The 18810-nt window shown below is 61.8% G+C and carries 16 protein-coding genes and 2 pseudogenes; 10 read left to right on the forward strand and 8 right to left on the reverse strand.

Annotated elements, in window-relative coordinates:
- Nucleotides 1-20: 20 nt before the first annotated feature.
- Nucleotides 21-521 carry a hypothetical protein gene (locus tag ACO07W_RS12770; RefSeq protein WP_421843662.1) on the reverse strand — a complete coding sequence of 167 codons (501 nt, stop codon included), beginning with the start codon at nucleotides 519-521 and terminating at the stop codon, nucleotides 21-23.
- A 169-nt stretch (nucleotides 522-690) separates the two neighbouring features.
- Between ACO07W_RS12770 and ACO07W_RS12775 the strand changes: the two genes are divergently transcribed.
- A complete protein-coding gene (locus ACO07W_RS12775) occupies nucleotides 691-975 on the forward strand; it encodes a hypothetical protein (protein WP_421843664.1) in 285 nt (94 codons plus the stop codon).
- Between the two features lie 247 nt (nucleotides 976-1222).
- On the opposite strand, the gene istB is transcribed toward ACO07W_RS12775, so the two are convergent.
- On the reverse strand, nucleotides 1223-2014 hold the full coding sequence (istB, locus tag ACO07W_RS12780; protein WP_421839995.1) for an IS21-like element helper ATPase IstB: 792 nt from the start codon (nucleotides 2012-2014) through the stop codon (nucleotides 1223-1225).
- Nucleotides 2014-3249, reverse strand: coding sequence for an IS21 family transposase (istA, locus tag ACO07W_RS12785; RefSeq protein ID WP_421839994.1), 1236 nt, complete (start codon nucleotides 3247-3249; stop codon nucleotides 2014-2016). Before istA ends, istB begins: the two co-directional genes overlap by 1 nt.
- 281 nt (nucleotides 3250-3530) lie before the next feature.
- Between istA and ACO07W_RS12790 the strand changes: the two are divergent.
- Nucleotides 3531-4028, forward strand: a pseudogene (locus ACO07W_RS12790) (bifunctional DNA primase/polymerase); the annotation flags it as partial.
- Between the two features lie 216 nt (nucleotides 4029-4244).
- On the opposite strand, the gene ACO07W_RS12795 reads toward ACO07W_RS12790, so the two are convergent.
- Nucleotides 4245-4484 carry a hypothetical protein gene (locus tag ACO07W_RS12795; protein ID WP_421846179.1) on the reverse strand — a complete coding sequence of 80 codons (240 nt, stop codon included), beginning with the start codon at nucleotides 4482-4484 and terminating at the stop codon, nucleotides 4245-4247.
- 36 nt (nucleotides 4485-4520) lie between these two features.
- On the opposite strand from ACO07W_RS12795, the pseudogene ACO07W_RS12800 reads away from it, so the two are divergent.
- Nucleotides 4521-4778 (forward strand): annotated as a pseudogene (locus tag ACO07W_RS12800) (AAA family ATPase); the annotation flags it as partial.
- A gap of 53 nt (nucleotides 4779-4831) precedes the next feature.
- Here ACO07W_RS12800 and ACO07W_RS12805 read toward each other — a convergent pair.
- A complete protein-coding gene (locus tag ACO07W_RS12805; protein WP_421840071.1) occupies nucleotides 4832-6106 on the reverse strand; it encodes an IS256 family transposase in 1275 nt (424 codons plus the stop codon).
- Nucleotides 6107-6200: 94 nt separating this feature from the next.
- Between ACO07W_RS12805 and ACO07W_RS12810 the strand changes: the two genes are divergently transcribed.
- From ACO07W_RS12810 to ACO07W_RS12820, 3 genes are all read left to right on the forward strand, one after another.
- The gene (locus ACO07W_RS12810; RefSeq protein ID WP_421843666.1) at nucleotides 6201-7010 is read left to right on the forward strand and encodes an AAA family ATPase; all 810 of its coding nucleotides are present in this window, start codon (nucleotides 6201-6203) and stop codon (nucleotides 7008-7010) included.
- A 132-nt stretch (nucleotides 7011-7142) separates the two neighbouring features.
- Entirely contained in the window at nucleotides 7143-7556 is a 414-nt protein-coding gene (locus ACO07W_RS12815) for a hypothetical protein (RefSeq protein ID WP_421843668.1), read from the forward strand.
- Between the two features lie 102 nt (nucleotides 7557-7658).
- Complete coding sequence (locus ACO07W_RS12820; RefSeq protein WP_421840071.1) at nucleotides 7659-8933, forward strand: IS256 family transposase; 1275 nt, start codon at nucleotides 7659-7661, stop codon at nucleotides 8931-8933.
- Between the two features lie 850 nt (nucleotides 8934-9783).
- Here the strand turns inward: ACO07W_RS12820 and ACO07W_RS12825 are convergent.
- A protein-coding gene (locus ACO07W_RS12825; RefSeq protein ID WP_421840068.1) for an IS3 family transposase occupies nucleotides 9784-11012 on the reverse strand; the annotation gives its coding sequence in 2 pieces (ribosomal slippage) (nucleotides 9784-10697 and nucleotides 10697-11012; 1230 coding nt in all).
- A gap of 130 nt (nucleotides 11013-11142) precedes the next feature.
- Here ACO07W_RS12825 and ACO07W_RS12830 point away from each other — a divergent pair.
- Nucleotides 11143-11901, forward strand: a complete 759-nt coding sequence (locus ACO07W_RS12830; RefSeq protein WP_421843670.1) for a hypothetical protein — start codon at nucleotides 11143-11145, stop codon at nucleotides 11899-11901.
- Here ACO07W_RS12830 and ACO07W_RS12835 read toward each other — a convergent pair.
- Nucleotides 11860-12168 carry a hypothetical protein gene (locus ACO07W_RS12835; RefSeq protein ID WP_421843672.1) on the reverse strand — a complete coding sequence of 103 codons (309 nt, stop codon included), beginning with the start codon at nucleotides 12166-12168 and terminating at the stop codon, nucleotides 11860-11862. The two genes, ACO07W_RS12830 and ACO07W_RS12835, sit on opposite strands and share 42 nt — an antisense overlap.
- 84 nt (nucleotides 12169-12252) lie before the next feature.
- Here ACO07W_RS12835 and ACO07W_RS12840 point away from each other — a divergent pair, with 84 nt between their 5' ends.
- Nucleotides 12253-12651, forward strand: a complete 399-nt coding sequence (locus ACO07W_RS12840; protein WP_421843674.1) for a transposase — start codon at nucleotides 12253-12255, stop codon at nucleotides 12649-12651.
- Nucleotides 12652-13647: 996 nt separating this feature from the next.
- Here the strand turns inward: ACO07W_RS12840 and ACO07W_RS12845 are convergent.
- Nucleotides 13648-14922 (reverse strand): IS256 family transposase, encoded by a 1275-nt coding sequence (locus ACO07W_RS12845; RefSeq protein WP_421840071.1) that lies wholly within the window; start codon nucleotides 14920-14922, stop codon nucleotides 13648-13650.
- A 257-nt stretch (nucleotides 14923-15179) separates the two neighbouring features.
- Here ACO07W_RS12845 and ACO07W_RS12850 point away from each other — a divergent pair, with 257 nt between their 5' ends.
- A complete protein-coding gene (locus ACO07W_RS12850; RefSeq protein WP_421845748.1) occupies nucleotides 15180-16406 on the forward strand; it encodes an IS110 family transposase in 1227 nt (408 codons plus the stop codon).
- 348 nt (nucleotides 16407-16754) lie between these two features.
- Nucleotides 16755-18029 (forward strand): IS256 family transposase, encoded by a 1275-nt coding sequence (locus ACO07W_RS12855; protein ID WP_421840071.1) that lies wholly within the window; start codon nucleotides 16755-16757, stop codon nucleotides 18027-18029.
- The last annotated feature ends 781 nt before the right edge of the window (nucleotides 18030-18810 follow it).

Raw genomic sequence — 18810 nt, forward strand, 5'->3', positions numbered from 1 at the left:
CAGCTGATTCCCGTTCAATGTCAAGTTCCAGCTCGGTCAAGGTGATCGAGCAGGCCGATTGCCTTCAGCGTCACGGAGCCACCGGCTCGGCCGGGGGATCGCTCCAACAGGCCTTTGCGCGTCGCTTGCCAAAGATGGTTCTTGATCGCGGCAGGCGACTTGCCAGAGAGTTCTCCGAGGAACTCAAGAGGCTTTGGCCTCTTGGATGATGCGCTGTAGGCCACCGACAGCATCGCCAGATACTCATCGCTGATGCCGCTTGCTGACATATCGGCCAACTCGATTCCGATTGTCTCCCAGTTGATTTTCGGAATGCTCTCGGCCACCACCTGGGTCCCTCTAATTGCATCGACGACCTTAGTGAAGTCGATTTCACGCAGCACGGTCTGCGACACACCACCTGCCGGACGCTTGTCGGGATCGGTCGCGCGGACCACTAGCTCGCCTGGGCCATTCCTGTCCCCTTCGTACCAAGTCATATCGGCCGTCCACTCGTCGTGCGGCCCGAAGATCAGCTTCATCGTCGCCCTAGGTTCCATAGCGTCATAATACAACGATCTGACCACCCATTGGGTAAGACACTTGGCAACCAGTTAGGTATCAAGTTATATTAGTCGCACGGGACCAAAGGTTGAACCCTCGGAGGGTTTGATCGAACCCGCCAACACAAACCCGCCAGGAGGCGCGACTATGACCAAAACCGAGCTGCACGTCGATTCGGATGCAAACGAGATTGATTGGGATGAGTCGGACTACGAACTCTTCATCCCGGCGAAGCTTTGCGTCGCACGCCTGCGCGACGGCGCCCAGCTATCCGTTTATCGGAGTGTCACCGTCAGCGAGACCGATGAGATATTCGCCCCCGTGTGGGCGCTGATCGAGGGCTGCGAGCTGATCGGCAAGTACTGGGTGAAGGACAAGCGAATGGCGGGAGGTGCGGGACAGCTGAGGATCTACCAACTTCCAACAGCTTGATCAGGTACTTCGATGCCGGGCTGAGGGAAGCAGCCCTCTGCGGGTTCCCGAGTTGATCCAACGGGCAGAAGCCGCCCTCATCCGAGGGTGAGTCACTAAAAAGAGGAAAAGAAAGAAAGGTTTACATGTATACACCGGCGCAATCCATGCTCTATTCAGGGCGGATCGAGAAAGATCGCCGTGAGGCCTGTCAACGGCAAGTGAAAACTGATCAGGTTTCGGCAATCGAAAATTGACCAGCTTGGTTTCATTGGTCCTCGGCTGTGGTGGTGTGGCCGAGGTCTCGGTCTTTGATGCGGTAGCTGTCTCCTTTGAGGGCGATGACTTCGGCGTGATGGACGAGTCGGTCGATCATGGCGGCGGCGACTACGTCGTCGCCGAACACTTCGCCCCACCGCCCGAAGGGCTTATTCGAGGTGACGATGAGACTGGCCCGTTCGTAACGCGACGACACGAGTTGGAAGAACAGATTGGCGGCTTCGGGTTCAAACGGGATGTAGCCGACTTCATCGACAACCAGCAGGGGGTAGCGGGCCAGCCGCGCCAATTCGGCTTGCAGGGTGCTGTTGTGATGGGCGCGAGCAAGACGATCAACCCATTGCGAAGCGGTCGCGAACGCAACGCGGTGACCTGCTTGACAAGCGCGCATCGCAATCCCGATCGCCAGGTGGGTCTTGCCGGTCCCTGGTGGGCCGAGGAACACCACGTTGTCTTTAGCGGTGACGAAGTCCAGGGTGCCCAGATGGGCGATGATGTCGCGTTTGAGACCGCGGGCATGATCGAAGTCGAACTCTTCCAACGATTTACGTGATGGGAAGCGGGCAGCGCGGATGCGCCCTTCGCCACCGTGAGATTCCCGAGCCGACACCTCACGCTGCAGACACGCCGCGAGGAATTCTTCATAGCTCCACGCTTCGGTTCGGGCGCGCTCAGCGAGACGTTCGATGGCCTCACGCAGCGTCGGGGCTTTCAACACCCGGGTCAGATACGCCAGCTCGGCGGTGACATCACGGCTGCTGGTCGCGGTCTTGGCAGCCATCACGCCACCGGCCCGTCAAGGCCCAACAAGGCGTCGTAATCAGCGAGACGGCGTTGTTCGACCTCCACGTGATGCGGTGGACCAACAACCTCGAGCCGTTTGCGCCGCAGCAGTTTCGCGGCCTGGACATGTTCGGGATCGCTGATCGTTTGATGTTTGGCCCAGATCCGGTCGTGGTCGGCGACCAGCGTGCCGTCACACCAGACCCGCACCCGGTTTAGATCTGCGATGATCTCGATACGGCGGCCGATCGCGGCCGGATGCACCGAGTAATCGTTGCTGTCGAGGCGCACGTAATGATCGCGAGGCAACCGCGTTGAGCGTCGCCATCCGATGCTGGGCCCAACCGGCGGCAATGCCAGCATCGCTGCGGTATCGGCGGCGATGCGATCTGCTGGCCGGCATCCCAGCACCCGATGCTGGCGGTGGTTGGCCCCCACCAGCCAGGCCTGCAACTGGATGTTGAAATCGGCTGGGGAGCCAAACACCCGCCCCGGCAAAAACGCCCGCTCCAAATAGTCATGGAACCGTTCAACCAGACCCTTGGCCTCAGGATCAGCGGGTTTACAGATCCCTACCGTGGTGGCCAAGGTCCCGCGGAAAGCCTGACATGCCGGGGTCAACTCTGGTCGGCGTGCCCGCCACCGCCCGACCGCGCCCTCACCATCCCACACCAACACCCGTGGAACCGCACCCAACGTCGAAAGATGCTGCCACCAACCGGCATACAAGTCTTCGGCAGCGCGTGTCGGAATCAACAGCGCCGAAGCCCACCGTGAATACCCACACACCATGGTCAACACCGGTAACGTCGCCGCCCTACGAACCTGGCCATACCCCACCGGCACCACAACATCGGGAAACCAGAAGTCACACTGCCCGACCTCACCGGCCACATACGTCGTCCGTGACACCGGATCCGGCGCCAAATACAGTGGCCGTAACTCACGCACCCGCCCACTCAGTGTGCGGATCGAATACGACCAACCGATCCGCTCAGCAATCACCGTCGCCGGCATCCGCGGATAGGCCGCCAACAACTCCCGAATCCGCGGCTCGGCCTCATCAGCAACAGAACCCCTCACCGCACGCCGATACTTCGGCGGCCCATCAGAAGCCAACGCCGACTTCACCGTATTCCGCGAAATACCCATCACCCGCGCAATCTCGGCAATCGGCAACTGCTCCGACCGGCGCAACCGGCGAATCTCAGCCCAATCCTCCACGTTCAACACCTGCCTCCTCCTTGACACATAGCCAAGGCACTCTAGGAAGCTGGTCAATTTTCAATTGCCGCCCACTGGTCAGTATTCAGTTGCCGCCGACAAGGCCGCGCCAACCCCGGTCTGGCATCTGGCTAGGTCAGCTGGTGTCGCGGAAAAGACCCTGCTGTACCACCTAGGGAAGTTGGGCATTCCAGTTTTCTGTTGGGGGGCTGACATGGGGCGGCATATCTCCAAGACCGATGCGCGCAAAATCATGGGCTTGGATGACTTGACGGCCGAAAGCAACTGACGTGCAGCCCGCGATTGACCGGACCAAGGTCATAACCGATTACGTCGACCGCGGTTGGGTTCCGTTCGCTTACAAAGCGCCGACCCTGCCTCCGTTCGACTGGCAACACTCGAAAGTCACCGATACAACGGTGCGAGAGTGCGCCAGCACCAATGACCCGATTGGCATTGTGCTAGGCCGGGTCTCGGGGATTGTCGTTGTGGATATCGACGTTCAGTCGGGCGGATCGCTGGATTCGTTCATCGACCGGTACGGGTGTGAGGACACCCGCACGTACATCGTCGCTACGCCTTCGGGCGGGTACCACTTGTACTACGAGCACCCCGCAGATGTGAGTAACCTGCCCAAGCGGATAAACGCCGGTCGATGGATCGATGGGTTGCGCGGCGTAGATCTACTCGCAGACGGCCACCATGTACAAGCGCCGCCAACTGTGCGGCTAGGTCACCCGACCAAGCCAGACGGAGAATATCGCGTGCTAGGCGACTATCCCGTGGCTCCGGTGCCAGCGAAGTTGTTAGCCGATTGGCTTGAGTCGTTGGTGGTTCCCGGAGAAGTCCGCGGTGATCCGGTAATGGCGATCCCCGACCGAGACCACTCATGGGTTTTGGGGTTGCACCGTCGCAAGGTGCGCGAAGCCGCTGAATCGGTTGTCGGTACACGCGACGACACGGTTTATCGGTGTTTGTGCCTGTCGGTGAGAATCGCCTACTACCTACCCGATTCGGTGCTCACCGTCGATGAAGTCGAGGCCGACTACATCGAAGCGTACGAGGCTGCCCAAGGTGAGTCGATTCTCGACATCGACGGGAAGGTCAAGCGTGCCCTCGCGTTGGCCGAGGAGAACCCGTGGGTGGTGTCGGACGATAACAAGGTCGAATTGCCCGCCGGGGTCTCCGAGGACAAGCGAGACGACTTCGTTAAACGGGTTGATGAGATGCTGTTGGCAAAACATGCCCGGGTACGTGCTGACCAGTTGTTCGCCGATGCGATGGTCGCAGATATCGAACTCCCGGGCACGCTAACCGGAGCGCAGCTCGAAACCGACGACGGCGAGACGCAATGGGTCATTGAGGGTCTGCTGGCTCCGGCTCAGTCGGTGTTGTTGTCAGCGCAGAAGAAATCTGGGAAGACGACGCTTTCGCTGAACCTGATTCGATCGCTGACCACCGGCGAGCCGTTTCTAGGCCAGTACAAGCCTGCACGGCCGATGAGGGTTGCCTACTTCGATTTGGAGCTGGGCAAGGGGTGGCGTCTTAGGACTGGTGTAAAAACGCTGGGCGCATGTTCCTGGTGGTCATGTTACGCGGCGGTGGTGTCGGTCGTGGTTGTTGTGGTGGGGGGATGCAGTGGGCGGGGTGGCTCGAGCAGTTGGTGGCGTAGTTCTTGGAGGTGGCGGCTGGTCGCTGATGTTTGGGTGACTCCGCGCCAGCCGCGGCTGGCGCGGTCGAGGACGGCCCATACCAGCGACAGACAGCTGGTTTCGCCGGGTAGGCGGCCGATGACCTTGACCCGGCGACGGGATTCTCCGAAGGTGCGTTCGATGAGGTTGGAATGGCGGATGCGTGTCCAGTGTTGGCGGGGGAAGCGCAAATGCACGCTCAGCGAGGCGAAGTCGTTGGCCAGGCAAGCGACCGCGGCTGGGTAGAGCCCGCGGTATGTGGTGGTGAACTCCTCGGCGCGGCGGGTGGCTTCATCCACGGCCTGCTGGCCGGGTGGCTGGTCAATGTCATCGAAGATCGACCAGAACGCGGCTTTGATCTCGTCCTGGACCGCGACAGGTGTCTTGGCGATGACGTTACGGCAGCGATGGATCAGACACCGCTGACGCAGGCTTGCCGGAAACGTGGTCTCCCATGCGGCGATCAGGCCCGGCGCCCCGTCGGAGATGCCCAGTAGCGGCGGGCGTAGTCCCCGGTTCCTCAGGTCAGCCAAGAAGTCGGCCCACGCATCAGCCGACTCCGCTGCGGCTGGGGCCAGCCCAATAAACAGGGGCTTGCCGTCGGTGCAGATGCCCCAGGCGGCCAGCACCGGCTCGGCCGGGGCGTTGGGATGCATCCGAAAGTTCGAGGCATCCAAGAACAGGTAGTCCAACACCAGCTCATCAAGGCGTCGAGACGACCACGCAGCGAACTCGTCTTTGATGGCCGCACAAATCCGGCTCACCGTCGAGCGCGACAACGCCGCCTGCGAGCCCAGCACCTCGGCCAACGCGGCCTCGATGTCGCGATCCGACAAACCGCGCACCCATCCCGAAATCACCAACGCCTCCAGAGCGTGGGTGCGCGTCACCCCGGCACCGAATAGCCGCGAACAGAACCGCTCGTCGGTGTCGCGTAGTTTCGGGCGGCATAATTCGACCGAGCCCATCGTGGTCTTCACCGTCGCCGGCGGTTGATACCCATTGCGGTACCCGCCCGGGCCGTCCTGAACCCGACGCTGGTGACGGGCTCGGCCCAACACTGCTTCTACCTCGGCCTCCACGGCGACCTGAAACACCAGACGCACCGATAACCGCCCGACCTCCTCCAAAATCTCGGTCAACGGCCGCTCGGTCGCGGCGAACAACTGATCCATCTCAACACGCACACGCTCAATCGGCGATACTCGCTTGGTCACGGGCGTAGCCCCTCCTTCATAGCTTTCGTCGGTTGCGACGGAACCTACGCCCGTGACCATTTACACCAGCGATGAGACGCGACCGGGCAAGGCTATGGCTAAGGCGTACATCCGACAACTCGGGATACCTACCACGCAGTTGCTTTACGTCGACTTGAAGGGTCAGGGGCGACTAGCGGACATGCGAAGCGAAGCGATGCGCCGCAAGTGGGCGTTGAAGCTCCGCGAGCATGCTATCGACGTACTGGTGATCGACCCTGTATCGCCTATCACATCAGCCGCTGGTCTTGACGAGAACGCCGTGATGGGTGTTCGTCAGCTGTTGGATTCGTTTGACGCATTGGCGCTGAGCGCGGGATGCACAGCTGGCCCGATCGTCGTGCATCACTCGGGTTGGATCGAAACGGGCCGTGCTCGTGGAGCGTCGGCGTTCGGCGACTGGCCGGGTCTAGAGTTGAACTTGAAACGGGAGGAACCGACAGAGCCGTTTTCCACTCGGTTGTTCTCGATCCAGTCGAACCGCGCAACCGGCGGTGCTGTGCACGGTCCACGCCAGCTCGGCTACGACCCTGCTACCCGCAAGACGTGGTACGAAGACCGGCCGAAGCCGGTTGATCCGAAGCGAGCCGCGTACGACGAGTTCATCGGATCTGCCCACAGCGATGTCACATCGGCGTCGGTCGTTGAAGCCGTAGGCATCGCTAAGAGCACAGCGATCCAATGGCTCGATAACGATCACCGGCTTCACGTCGTGTCCGAGGCATCGGGACGGCAGCCCAAAGTATGGCGTCGACGCTCGACCCTTTTGACTGACTGCGATAGCCGTACGACTGCGTTTGTGTACGGCCCCGTGCCCCTATAGGGGCACAGGGGGATCGTACGCACCTGACCAGCGGTTTTAGAGATCGTTGTGTTCGAGTCGAATACAAACTACATAACCGCAGGTCAAGCCTGGTCTAGCACTCGCTGAACTGCGCTTTTCCTACCATCAAAGATGAGACAGCCGAAATTGAAAAACCAAGGAACCGTACCGACTCATGGCGACTGTGCGGCACTGCCATATCCGAGGGTCAGCGCCGACGACGCCGCATCCGCAGTTGTGGGCTACACCCCCAAAGAGGCGCGCGAGCTTAACATCGCGCGTCAGACCAAAAAGGTCGCCAGGTGGCGAACAGAGAACCCGTTCGCGTGCACCCGCTGGCTGACAGCGCACGGCGCGGTTACCGGAGTTTTCGGGTGGAAGTTCTACCGAGGCGAATGCGTGGCCTGCGGTGGTTTGATCACGGCATGCCGGAAGTATCCGAGCACCCGCGACCTTCAAACAGGTAAGTGGCCGCAGATGTGTAGCAACGAATGCTCCAACCGCAAGCGCGACGAACACAACGGTCGCGTCTCATCGCTGGTGTAAATGGTCACGGGCGTAGGTTCCGTCGCAACCGACGAAAGCTATGAAGGAGGGGCTACGCCCGTGACCAAGCGAGTATCGCCGATTGAGCGTGTGCGTGTTGAGATGGATCAGTTGTTCGCCGCGACCGAGCGGCCGTTGACCGAGATTTTGGAGGAGGTCGGGCGGTTATCGGTGCGTCTGGTGTTTCAGGTCGCCGTGGAGGCCGAGGTAGAAGCAGTGTTGGGCCGAGCCCGTCACCAGCGTCGGGTTCAGGACGGCCCGGGCGGGTACCGCAATGGGTATCAACCGCCGGCGACGGTGAAGACCACGATGGGCTCGGTCGAATTATGCCGCCCGAAACTACGCGACACCGACGAGCGGTTCTGTTCGCGGCTATTCGGTGCCGGGGTGACGCGCACCCACGCTCTGGAGGCGTTGGTGATTTCGGGATGGGTGCGCGGTTTGTCGGATCGCGACATCGAGGCCGCGTTGGCCGAGGTGCTGGGCTCGCAGGCGGCGTTGTCGCGCTCGACGGTGAGCCGGATTTGTGCGGCCATCAAAGACGAGTTCGCTGCGTGGTCGTCTCGACGCCTTGATGAGCTGGTGTTGGACTACCTGTTCTTGGATGCCTCGAACTTTCGGATGCATCCCAACGCCCCGGCCGAGCCGGTGCTGGCCGCCTGGGGCATCTGCACCGACGGCAAGCCCCTGTTTATTGGGCTGGCCCCAGCCGCAGCGGAGTCGGCTGATGCGTGGGCCGACTTCTTGGCTGACCTGAGGAACCGGGGACTACGCCCGCCGCTACTGGGCATCTCCGACGGGGCGCCGGGCCTGATCGCCGCATGGGAGACCACGTTTCCGGCAAGCCTGCGTCAGCGGTGTCTGATCCATCGCTGCCGTAACGTCATCGCCAAGACACCTGTCGCGGTCCAGGACGAGATCAAAGCCGCGTTCTGGTCGATCTTCGATGACATTGACCAGCCACCCGGCCAGCAGGCCGTGGATGAAGCCACCCGCCGCGCCGAGGAGTTCACCACCACATACCGCGGGCTCTACCCAGCCGCGGTCGCTTGCCTGGCCAACGACTTCGCCTCGCTGAGCGTGCATTTGCGCTTCCCCCGCCAACACTGGACACGCATCCGCCATTCCAACCTCATCGAACGCACCTTCGGAGAATCCCGTCGCCGGGTCAAGGTCATCGGCCGCCTACCCGGCGAAACCAGCTGTCTGTCGCTGGTATGGGCCGTCCTCGACCGCGCCAGCCGCGGCTGGCGCGGAGTCACCCAAACATCAGCGACCAGCCGCCACCTCCAAGAACTACGCCACCAACTGCTCGAGCCACCCCGCCCACTGCATCCCCCCACCACAACAACCACGACCGACACCACCGCCGCGTAACATGACCACCAGGAACATGCGCCCAGCGTTTTTACACCAGTCCTAAGACGCCACCAACACAACGACAATGCCCGGTACCGGATGCAACGGCTACGCCGGAAACGGAACGAAGCGCGCAACGCTTGGCTAGACAGCATCGGCATCGAACCGCCTCGGCAGGGTGTCAAGGCGAAGGCTCGTGTAGCCGGCGGCCATACCTGTTGAAGGCCCACAGATCATCTTGGGCCTTTGTTCCGCAGAGTTTCTAGATAGGTAGAGGGACCGGTTTTTTTGGCGGACTTTCTCGGTTGGCTCAGCCGACAACGCTCGGCACACCCCTATTGGAGCCTAGCTATCTCAATTCGAATTGGTTCTGGTTGGACGGCGCTAAGGTGCTCGGCTAATAAGGTGGCTTCCGACCCGTGCGCTACCCGGTAATGATGTCGCACCTCTGGCAACACGCGGCGCCCAGCACTTAGCTTTCCGGGCAGCGTATTTCTGGTTGCGACTGTGGGCCGGCCAGCAGGACTCGGTGCCGGTTTCACTGATGATCCCGCCCAGCCGAGTGGTCGACGATGGCTGCGGGCAGCTGGGAGTCGGTGAATGTCTTGGTCCACCCAGAGAAGGCTCCCACTCAGCCCAAACCTGAAATAGTAGTTCGGGTGCCGCGTCTGCCAAGTTCCATGCAACCCAGCTCGTCCAACAACAGCATATCGACTTGTCCGTAGGTCGATGGTTTTGTCGTCATCGTCGGCCTCCGAGGTTAGCGGCTATCAATCCTTAAGACGCTGAGCGCCAATCAATACCGGCCACCCTCATCGGGTGGCCTTCGACGGGGCTTGACCCCTTGGGTTGGACACGGGATTTGTGGTTAGGCGGCTTGGGGCAGCGTAGCGGATAGGTGGGTCCTCTCGTAGGTGGCGGGGCTGAGCTGGTTGCAGTAGGAGTGGCGTCGTGTGGTGTTGTAGCGGGCCAGCCAGCGAAAGACCTCGCGTCGGCAGGTGGGGGCGTCGTCCCAGCTGTGTCGGTCTTGGAGGACCTCGCGTTTGAGGGCGGCGTTGACCGATTCAGCCAGGGCGTTGTCGGCGCTCGATCCGATAGCGCCCATGGACTGGGTGACCCCCAACCGGGTACACAGTTTCGCGAAATCCTGTGACGTGTACTGGCGTCCGTGGTCACTGTGGAATACCGCACCACCCAGACTGCCCCGTAGCGCCTCGGCGGCCTTGAGGGCATCTTCGACCAGTTCGGTGCGCATATGCTCTGCGATCGCCCACCCAGTGATCCGCCGAGACCAGCAGTCGATGACGGTGGCCAGATACAGGTTAGCGCCGCTAGCCAGCGGCAAGTACGTGATGTCCCCAACGTATCTCTTGTTGGATTCAGAAGCGGTGAAATCTCGTTTAAGCAGGTCAGGATATTTCTGTGTGGTTTTATCTGGTCTGGTTGTGCGGACACGGCGGCGGCACCGATACCCAGCGATCCCCGCTACGCGCATGACTCGGGCTACTCGCTTGTGGTTGACCCGCTCAGTATCAGCAACACCGTCGTTGAGTTCAGCGGTGATCCGCGGGCACCCATAGGTGTTGTCCTGATCATGTATTGCGCGAATACGCTCGGCCAACACCGCATCAGCAGCGGTTTGAGCTGCCCGCGTGGCTGCTGCCTGACACCAGGTGTAAAACGATGATCGAGCGATCTCGACGACCTGGCATAGCCGCTTCACCTCGAAGGCGTGTCGGTGATCGGCAACGAACTGAAAGCGACTCACCAGTTCGTCTCCCCAGCGAAATACTTGGCCGCCGACCGCAAAATGTCCCGCTCGGTGGCCAGCCGGGTCTTCTCGGCACGCAACGCCTGGTTCTCAGCATGGAGCCGTGCCACCGCTTGTTCGGGGGTCTCGCCACCCGGGGCCCCTACGGCAACCGAACCGGGTTTACGGTGCCGAATCGGCACACCGTGGGCCTTGCACCACGCCGATAACGTTGGGTCGCTCAAGCCAAGCTCAGCAGCGATCATGCTGATCGTCGCACCAGCGGTATCCCGATACAACGCAACCGCATCCCGCTTGAACTCATCAGGGTAACTTTTCCTTGCCATAGGGGTGGATCATCTCGCTTCCCCCAGGAACATCCTGGGATTCAGCGTGTCCAACCCAAGGGGTCAAGCCCCGACGTATAGCGGGCAATACGCGCCCCGAAATTAATACCAGCAAAGGAAACAAACCCATATGTCCGATCTGATCGCGACAGCTCGCACTGTCGCCAACACCTGGCCCGCTCTAATCGGCGCCTTGCCAGAGGAACTCTCAGCGTTGATAGGCGTTTTCGACGAAGCCGGCTACGCCCAAGGCCCCAACGTCGCTATCGACGCCGCCAAGATTACCGCGAAGACCGTCGAACAGACCATCACCGATCTTGCGGCAGCCATCGCCTTGGAGGAGAAGTTCGCAGAGGCACAACGGCGGGTTCGCTCACAGCTTGCGAGAAAGATTATCCATGTCGCCGGCACCGCGGCACCAGAAGTCATCGAGACTCTGAGGCCGAAATTTCATGGGGCCGTTTCGGAGTTCGCAGACGCGATCAACGCGCTACCGAATGACATCAGTTCAGCTGCCTTGGTCGACGCTGGCCCGAGCGCGTTAGGCGCATACCAGAACGCCGTCGCTGCCGCCCAGGTGATCAGCGATATCGATAGCTGGCTGGCCAGCCTACGCGACCTCCCGGCCTTCGCCGGCCATAAGCCAGAGCCTTTGTTGCGGGTGCTGAATCCGACCGACCACGCCGAAATCGAAGTGCTGGCTAAAGCGCACAACGCGTCTAACGTTGACCCGCAACTTAGACGGCTGAACCCTCTGTACATCGCTGCGGTTCGTAGAGGCATCGAATTCGAGATGCACACGCCGACAGAAACAGCGAAAACCCTGCAGCGAATCGAGTCGACGCCGTTAGAACGCAATCCTTTTGGCGGCTTCGCGATGAGCGGCTGACCCAGCTACATGGCGAAACAAATAGCCGAAGCCGACCGGGAGGAGCGGTATCAGGCGTACTTGGAGAGTTCCGTGCCGTACTTCGAAACGGTCCGCGCCAGCGGTGATAAACCCTGGTGGACCGACGAGCAGGAACGTCGTGCGCTCTGGTTCCGCCGTTACCAGCGGCCTGCGCGGTCGCGTCTCATCGCTGGTGTAAATGGTCACGGGCGTAGCCCCTCCTTCATAGCTTTCGTCGGTTGCGACGGAACCTACGCCCGTGACCATTTACACCAGCGATGAGACGCGACCATCAAAGCCGCGTTCTGGTCGATCTTCGATGACATTGACCAGCCACCCGGCCAGCAGGCCGTGGATGAAGCCACCCGCCGCGCCGAGGAGTTCACCACCACATACCGCGGGCTCTACCCAGCCGCGGTCGCTTGCCTGGCCAACGACTTCGCCTCGCTGAGCGTGCATTTGCGCTTCCCCCGCCAACACTGGACACGCATCCGCCATTCCAACCTCATCGAACGCACCTTCGGAGAATCCCGTCGCCGGGTCAAGGTCATCGGCCGCCTACCCGGCGAAACCAGCTGTCTGTCGCTGGTATGGGCCGTCCTCGACCGCGCCAGCCGCGGCTGGCGCGGAGTCACCCAAACATCAGCGACCAGCCGCCACCTCCAAGAACTACGCCACCAACTGCTCGAGCCACCCCGCCCACTGCATCCCCCCACCACAACAACCACGACCGACACCACCGCCGCGTAACATGACCACCAGGAACATGCGCCCAGCGTTTTTACACCAGTCCTAAGACGCCACCGCCTGCGCCGCCTGCGAACATGCCGCGACTGACCCTAAACCAGATCAGGAGAACCAATGAGCAACGCAGCCAGCAAAATCACGAAGTTGCTGAACTCCACTCGGCCGCCTAAGCCTCAGCTACTTGACGGAGCTTTCATGCAAGCCGTAGCCCGGAGGATAGAAGCGCGAGGTATCGCCCGCGTGCCGGGGCTCCCTGCAGATGAGCCGGAACCAACCTGGTTTGATCTTGCTATCGAGCACGACCGAAGGTGCAAGGAACTGTTAGACAGCTACACAGTGCCGCACGAGACCGAGCAAGAAGGCCACCGGACTCCGGCCGCAATCGTTAACGCTTCTATCGCTAGCAGCAGCTCAACAACTATGCCGCTGAACGGTGCAGCTGTGCTTCACGCTGCCTTGTCGGGCGGAGGCGGAACGATCAACGCAGACAGCGTTTCTAGCCGGATGGACTTGCTGCGTTGACGATCGCGGCAAACCCCCTTCTCAGTCGATCAGGGGAATATCTTTCACGGCTTTCTCGATTACACGCAGCACACTTGACCAAGTCGCCTGACTTGGGTCGGTCTCAGATTTGATCTCATAGCTGGGGTCGTACTGTCGCAACCGCGCCGTCAGGGTTCTATTGAACGCAATCTCTTTCTCTTCGTTTAGTAGGGATTGGTTACCGGTCCGGGTGTTGGTGACCGGGGCCTGTTTCTTGCGGGATCTGCCGTCAGGTGACGTCTGGTGTTCCCGTCGTTCGACGACTTGAGAAAGAGCGGCGCGTCTGGCGGCAGGTCTTGTCGGGTTGGTGGTGAGATTCCGTTGCCCGAGCCCGTCGCAGGGGTGACTTCCTGATGGTTGTTCTCGAGCCTTGAGCTCTTCGACAGAACGAAGTCCTGCGAGGTGGCGTCTTAGGACTGGTGTAAAAACGCTGGGCGCATGTTCCTGGTGGTCATGTTACGCGGCGGTGGTGTCGGTCGTGGTTGTTGTGGTGGGGGGATGCAGTGGGCGGGGTGGCTCGAGCAGTTGGTGGCGTAGTTCTTGGAGGTGGCGGCTGGTCGCTGATGTTTGGGTGACTCCGCGCCAGCCGCGGCTGGCGCGGTCGAGGACGGCCCATACCAGCGACAGACAGCTGGTTTCGCCGGGTAGGCGGCCGATGACCTTGACCCGGCGACGGGATTCTCCGAAGGTGCGTTCGATGAGGTTGGAATGGCGGATGCGTGTCCAGTGTTGGCGGGGGAAGCGCAAATGCACGCTCAGCGAGGCGAAGTCGTTGGCCAGGCAAGCGACCGCGGCTGGGTAGAGCCCGCGGTATGTGGTGGTGAACTCCTCGGCGCGGCGGGTGGCTTCATCCACGGCCTGCTGGCCGGGTGGCTGGTCAATGTCATCGAAGATCGACCAGAACGCGGCTTTGATCTCGTCCTGGACCGCGACAGGTGTCTTGGCGATGACGTTACGGCAGCGATGGATCAGACACCGCTGACGCAGGCTTGCCGGAAACGTGGTCTCCCATGCGGCGATCAGGCCCGGCGCCCCGTCGGAGATGCCCAGTAGCGGCGGGCGTAGTCCCCGGTTCCTCAGGTCAGCCAAGAAGTCGGCCCACGCATCAGCCGACTCCGCTGCGGCTGGGGCCAGCCCAATAAACAGGGGCTTGCCGTCGGTGCAGATGCCCCAGGCGGCCAGCACCGGCTCGGCCGGGGCGTTGGGATGCATCCGAAAGTTCGAGGCATCCAAGAACAGGTAGTCCAACACCAGCTCATCAAGGCGTCGAGACGACCACGCAGCGAACTCGTCTTTGATGGCCGCACAAATCCGGCTCACCGTCGAGCGCGACAACGCCGCCTGCGAGCCCAGCACCTCGGCCAACGCGGCCTCGATGTCGCGATCCGACAAACCGCGCACCCATCCCGAAATCACCAACGCCTCCAGAGCGTGGGTGCGCGTCACCCCGGCACCGAATAGCCGCGAACAGAACCGCTCGTCGGTGTCGCGTAGTTTCGGGCGGCATAATTCGACCGAGCCCATCGTGGTCTTCACCGTCGCCGGCGGTTGATACCCATTGCGGTACCCGCCCGGGCCGTCCTGAACCCGACGCTGGTGACGGGCTCGGCCCAACACTGCTTCTACCTCGGCCTCCACGGCGACCTGAAACACCAGACGCACCGATAACCGCCCGACCTCCTCCAAAATCTCGGTCAACGGCCGCTCGGTCGCGGCGAACAACTGATCCATCTCAACACGCACACGCTCAATCGGCGATACTCGCTTGGTCACGGGCGTAGCCCCTCCTTCATAGCTTTCGTCGGTTGCGACGGAACCTACGCCCGTGACCATTTACACCAGCGATGAGACGCGACCTCCTGCGATGTGCTGGAGTCACGGACGGCTAGTGAGATGACGGACCTTGGAGTCCCGCGATTAGGGCGCCGCGTGAGTCCACCGGTAACGGCGCAACCATCCACCGACGAAAAAGTGAGGACGTCTTGGGCTTGTTTTGTGGAATCGACTGGGCTACTGAGCATCACGATGTTGCTGTGGTTGATGACGACGGGAGGGTGGTAGCCCGTGCACGGCTGGGCAATGATGCGGCCGGGTTCGCGCAGCTGTTGACGTTGCTGGCTGAGGCCGGTGACAGTGCCGCTGATCCGATACCAGTGGGGATGGAAACTGATCGTGGCCTGTGGGTGGCGGCGCTGCGAGAAACTGGCCGGGTGATTTATCCGATCAACCCGTTGGCGGCTTCGCGGTATCGGGCACGGTATGCGGTGTCGGGGGCCAAATCCGATGGTGCCGACGCGGTGCTGCTGGCCAATATTGTGCGCACCGACCCCGGCGCGCACCGCCCATTGCCCGCCGACACCGAGTTGGCCCAGGCGATCCGGGTGCTGGCCCGCGCTCAGCAAGACGCGGTATGGGCACGTCAACACATCGGCAACCAGATTCGCGATGTGCTCAAAGATTTCTACCCGGCGGCCATCACCGCGTTCGCCGACCTGCCCGAGGGCGGGCTGGCTCGTCGAGATGCGCGCACCATCTTGGCTGCTGCACCAACCCCCACCCAGGCGACCAAGCTGACCCCGGCCCGACTGCGCCGACTGCTGGCCAAGGCCGGCCGCCGCCGCCATCTCGACCGTGACATCGAACGGTTGCGGGAGGTGTTCACCGACACCTACCTGCACCAACCACCGGTCGTGGAGAACGCGATGGGTATCCAATTGGCAGGGCTGCTGGGTCAGTTCGAGGCTGCCTGCACCACTGCTGCTGATCTCGCCGAGGCGGCAACCGCCCATTTTGAGCAGCACCCGGACTCCACGATCATCACCAGCTTCCCCGGACTGGGGAACCTGGCCGGTGCCCGGGTACTCGCCGAGATCGGTGATGACCGCGCCCGCTTCACCGACGCCCGCGGACTGAAAGCATTCGCCGGAGCCGCGCCGATCACCCGCGCCAGCGGCAAGAAAACCCTCGTGTTGCACCGCCATATCAAGAACCGGCGCCTGGCCGCCGTGGGTCCCATCTGGGCTTTGGCATCGCTGCGCGCCTCGCCGGGCGCCCGTCGCCACTACGACACCCGCCGCGCCGCAGGAGACTGGAACCACCAAGCCCAACGACATCTGTTCAACAAATTCCTCGGCCAACTCCACCACTGCCTGCAAACCGGCCAGCACTACACCGAACATCTAGCCTTTCCACCTCCTCCCTCGCTCGTGGCTTGACTTTTAACTTCGTGAGATGTCTTTCTCTATCGAATCCAGCAGAAGCGCAGCCACATTCGATAGGCCAGCTACGAGGCGGGCCAGGCCGTCCGCATCGGTGGGGCCGCCGAGCCGTTCCACGAGCGCTTGAACCTCTTGGGTTGCATCGGATGCCGCGAACTGCGCGCCGCCTCCCATATGTTCTCGGACGACTGAGATCCCTGCGAGGGTGGTTGTTTGCTGGGTCGCGTCTCATCGCTGGTGTAAATGGTCACGGGCGTAGGTTCCGTCGCAACCGACGAAAGCTATGAAGGAGGGGCTACGCCCGTGACCAAGCGAGTATCGCCGATTGAGCGTGTGCGTGTTGAGATGGATCAGTTGTTCGCCGCGACCGAGCGGCCGTTGACCGAGATTTTGGAGGAGGTCGGGCGGTTATCGGTGCGTCTGGTGTTTCAGGTCGCCGTGGAGGCCGAGGTAGAAGCAGTGTTGGGCCGAGCCCGTCACCAGCGTCGGGTTCAGGACGGCCCGGGCGGGTACCGCAATGGGTATCAACCGCCGGCGACGGTGAAGACCACGATGGGCTCGGTCGAATTATGCCGCCCGAAACTACGCGACACCGACGAGCGGTTCTGTTCGCGGCTATTCGGTGCCGGGGTGACGCGCACCCACGCTCTGGAGGCGTTGGTGATTTCGGGATGGGTGCGCGGTTTGTCGGATCGCGACATCGAGGCCGCGTTGGCCGAGGTGCTGGGCTCGCAGGCGGCGTTGTCGCGCTCGACGGTGAGCCGGATTTGTGCGGCCATCAAAGACGAGTTCGCTGCGTGGTCGTCTCGACGCCTTGATGAGCTGGTGTTGGACTACCTGTTCTTGGATGCCTCGAACTTTCGGATGCATCCCAACGCCCCGGCCGAGCCGGTGCTGGCCGCCTGGGGCATCTGCACCGACGGCAAGCCCCTGTTTATTGGGCTGGCCCCAGCCGCAGCGGAGTCGGCTGATGCGTGGGCCGACTTCTTGGCTGACCTGAGGAACCGGGGACTACGCCCGCCGCTACTGGGCATCTCCGACGGGGCGCCGGGCCTGATCGCCGCATGGGAGACCACGTTTCCGGCAAGCCTGCGTCAGCGGTGTCTGATCCATCGCTGCCGTAACGTCATCGCCAAGACACCTGTCGCGGTCCAGGACGAGATCAAAGCCGCGTTCTGGTCGATCTTCGATGACATTGACCAGCCACCCGGCCAGCAGGCCGTGGATGAAGCCACCCGCCGCGCCGAGGAGTTCACCACCACATACCGCGGGCTCTACCCAGCCGCGGTCGCTTGCCTGGCCAACGACTTCGCCTCGCTGAGCGTGCATTTGCGCTTCCCCCGCCAACACTGGACACGCATCCGCCATTCCAACCTCATCGAACGCACCTTCGGAGAATCCCGTCGCCGGGTCAAGGTCATCGGCCGCCTACCCGGCGAAACCAGCTGTCTGTCGCTGGTATGGGCCGTCCTCGACCGCGCCAGCCGCGGCTGGCGCGGAGTCACCCAAACATCAGCGACCAGCCGCCACCTCCAAGAACTACGCCACCAACTGCTCGAGCCACCCCGCCCACTGCATCCCCCCACCACAACAACCACGACCGACACCACCGCCGCGTAACATGACCACCAGGAACATGCGCCCAGCGTTTTTACACCAGTCCTAAGACGCCACCGTTTGCTGCTCTCTGGTCCACCAGACTTCCTCAGCCATGTTTCCCACCCGTATCTATGAGCGCTGATATCAGCGGCAACGAATCCAAACGCACCTAATCGAGCTTGGACGAGCGAGATAGGAGTACATCAACCTGCCCTACCGCGTCATCGTCGATGTCCACGGCACCTACGAGCAAAGTTACTGTTACGGTATTCAGCGTCGCCCTTCCGGTTCGCTCGTAGCCCATGCGCTGGACGCTGACACCGTCTATAGCGATCGGACCGGGAATGGGAGTGCCGTCGATCATCACAGCATCCTTTGTAACTTGGCACTCATGCGGTTGGTTCTACCCAACCATCTGGATCTGGGTCCGGAATCCGCATGCGCCTGAGGCTATCGGAAGACCCCGACAATGTGGGTCGTTATCTGCTAATGGCCTGCTACCTCTTGAGTAGGACTGCTAAGGGGAAGGTAGGTTGCTGCGCGTAGCGGGAGTCGCAACACGCTCACCGGGGGTAGGGGTAGGTAGGGGGTGCCTGCGCGGGTACACACCCCGCTAGGTAGGGCGTGGGTGTGGGGTGCGTGCTGGGTATGCGTGTTGGTCGTCGGGGTGTGGGTGAGCGTGGGTACCCAGGGGGTATACCTGCGGGGGTACCTGCGGGATCGCCGGGTAATGCGTCTGCCCGATCCTGTACGGGTTTCGGGGTTTTGGGAACCGAACGCATTGTATGCGTCGACGTGATAT

It is taken from the genome of Mycobacterium sp. (genome assembly GCF_965230835.1).
Classification (GTDB): domain Bacteria; phylum Actinomycetota; class Actinomycetes; order Mycobacteriales; family Mycobacteriaceae; genus Mycobacterium.

What these genes read in the sequence shown, in the direction of transcription:
- ACO07W_RS12770 (WP_421843662.1), bottom strand. Translation starts at nt 521, where the DNA reads ATGAAGCTGATCTTCGGGCCGCACGACGAGTGGACGGCCGATATGACT.
- ACO07W_RS12775 (WP_421843664.1), top strand. Translation starts at nt 691, where the DNA reads ATGACCAAAACCGAGCTGCACGTCGATTCGGATGCAAACGAGATTGAT.
- istB (WP_421839995.1), bottom strand. Translation starts at nt 2,014, where the DNA reads ATGGCTGCCAAGACCGCGACCAGCAGCCGTGATGTCACCGCCGAGCTG.
- ACO07W_RS12795 (WP_421846179.1), bottom strand. Translation starts at nt 4,484, where the DNA reads ATGTTTTGCCAACAGCATCTCATCAACCCGTTTAACGAAGTCGTCTCG.
- ACO07W_RS12805 (WP_421840071.1), bottom strand. Translation starts at nt 6,106, where the DNA reads ATGGATCAGTTGTTCGCCGCGACCGAGCGGCCGTTGACCGAGATTTTG.
- ACO07W_RS12815 (WP_421843668.1), top strand. Translation starts at nt 7,143, where the DNA reads ATGAGACAGCCGAAATTGAAAAACCAAGGAACCGTACCGACTCATGGC.
- ACO07W_RS12820 (WP_421840071.1), top strand. Translation starts at nt 7,659, where the DNA reads ATGGATCAGTTGTTCGCCGCGACCGAGCGGCCGTTGACCGAGATTTTG.
- ACO07W_RS12830 (WP_421843670.1), top strand. Translation starts at nt 11,143, where the DNA reads ATGTCCGATCTGATCGCGACAGCTCGCACTGTCGCCAACACCTGGCCC.
- ACO07W_RS12835 (WP_421843672.1), bottom strand. Translation starts at nt 12,168, where the DNA reads ATGGTCACGGGCGTAGGTTCCGTCGCAACCGACGAAAGCTATGAAGGA.
- ACO07W_RS12845 (WP_421840071.1), bottom strand. Translation starts at nt 14,922, where the DNA reads ATGGATCAGTTGTTCGCCGCGACCGAGCGGCCGTTGACCGAGATTTTG.
- ACO07W_RS12855 (WP_421840071.1), top strand. Translation starts at nt 16,755, where the DNA reads ATGGATCAGTTGTTCGCCGCGACCGAGCGGCCGTTGACCGAGATTTTG.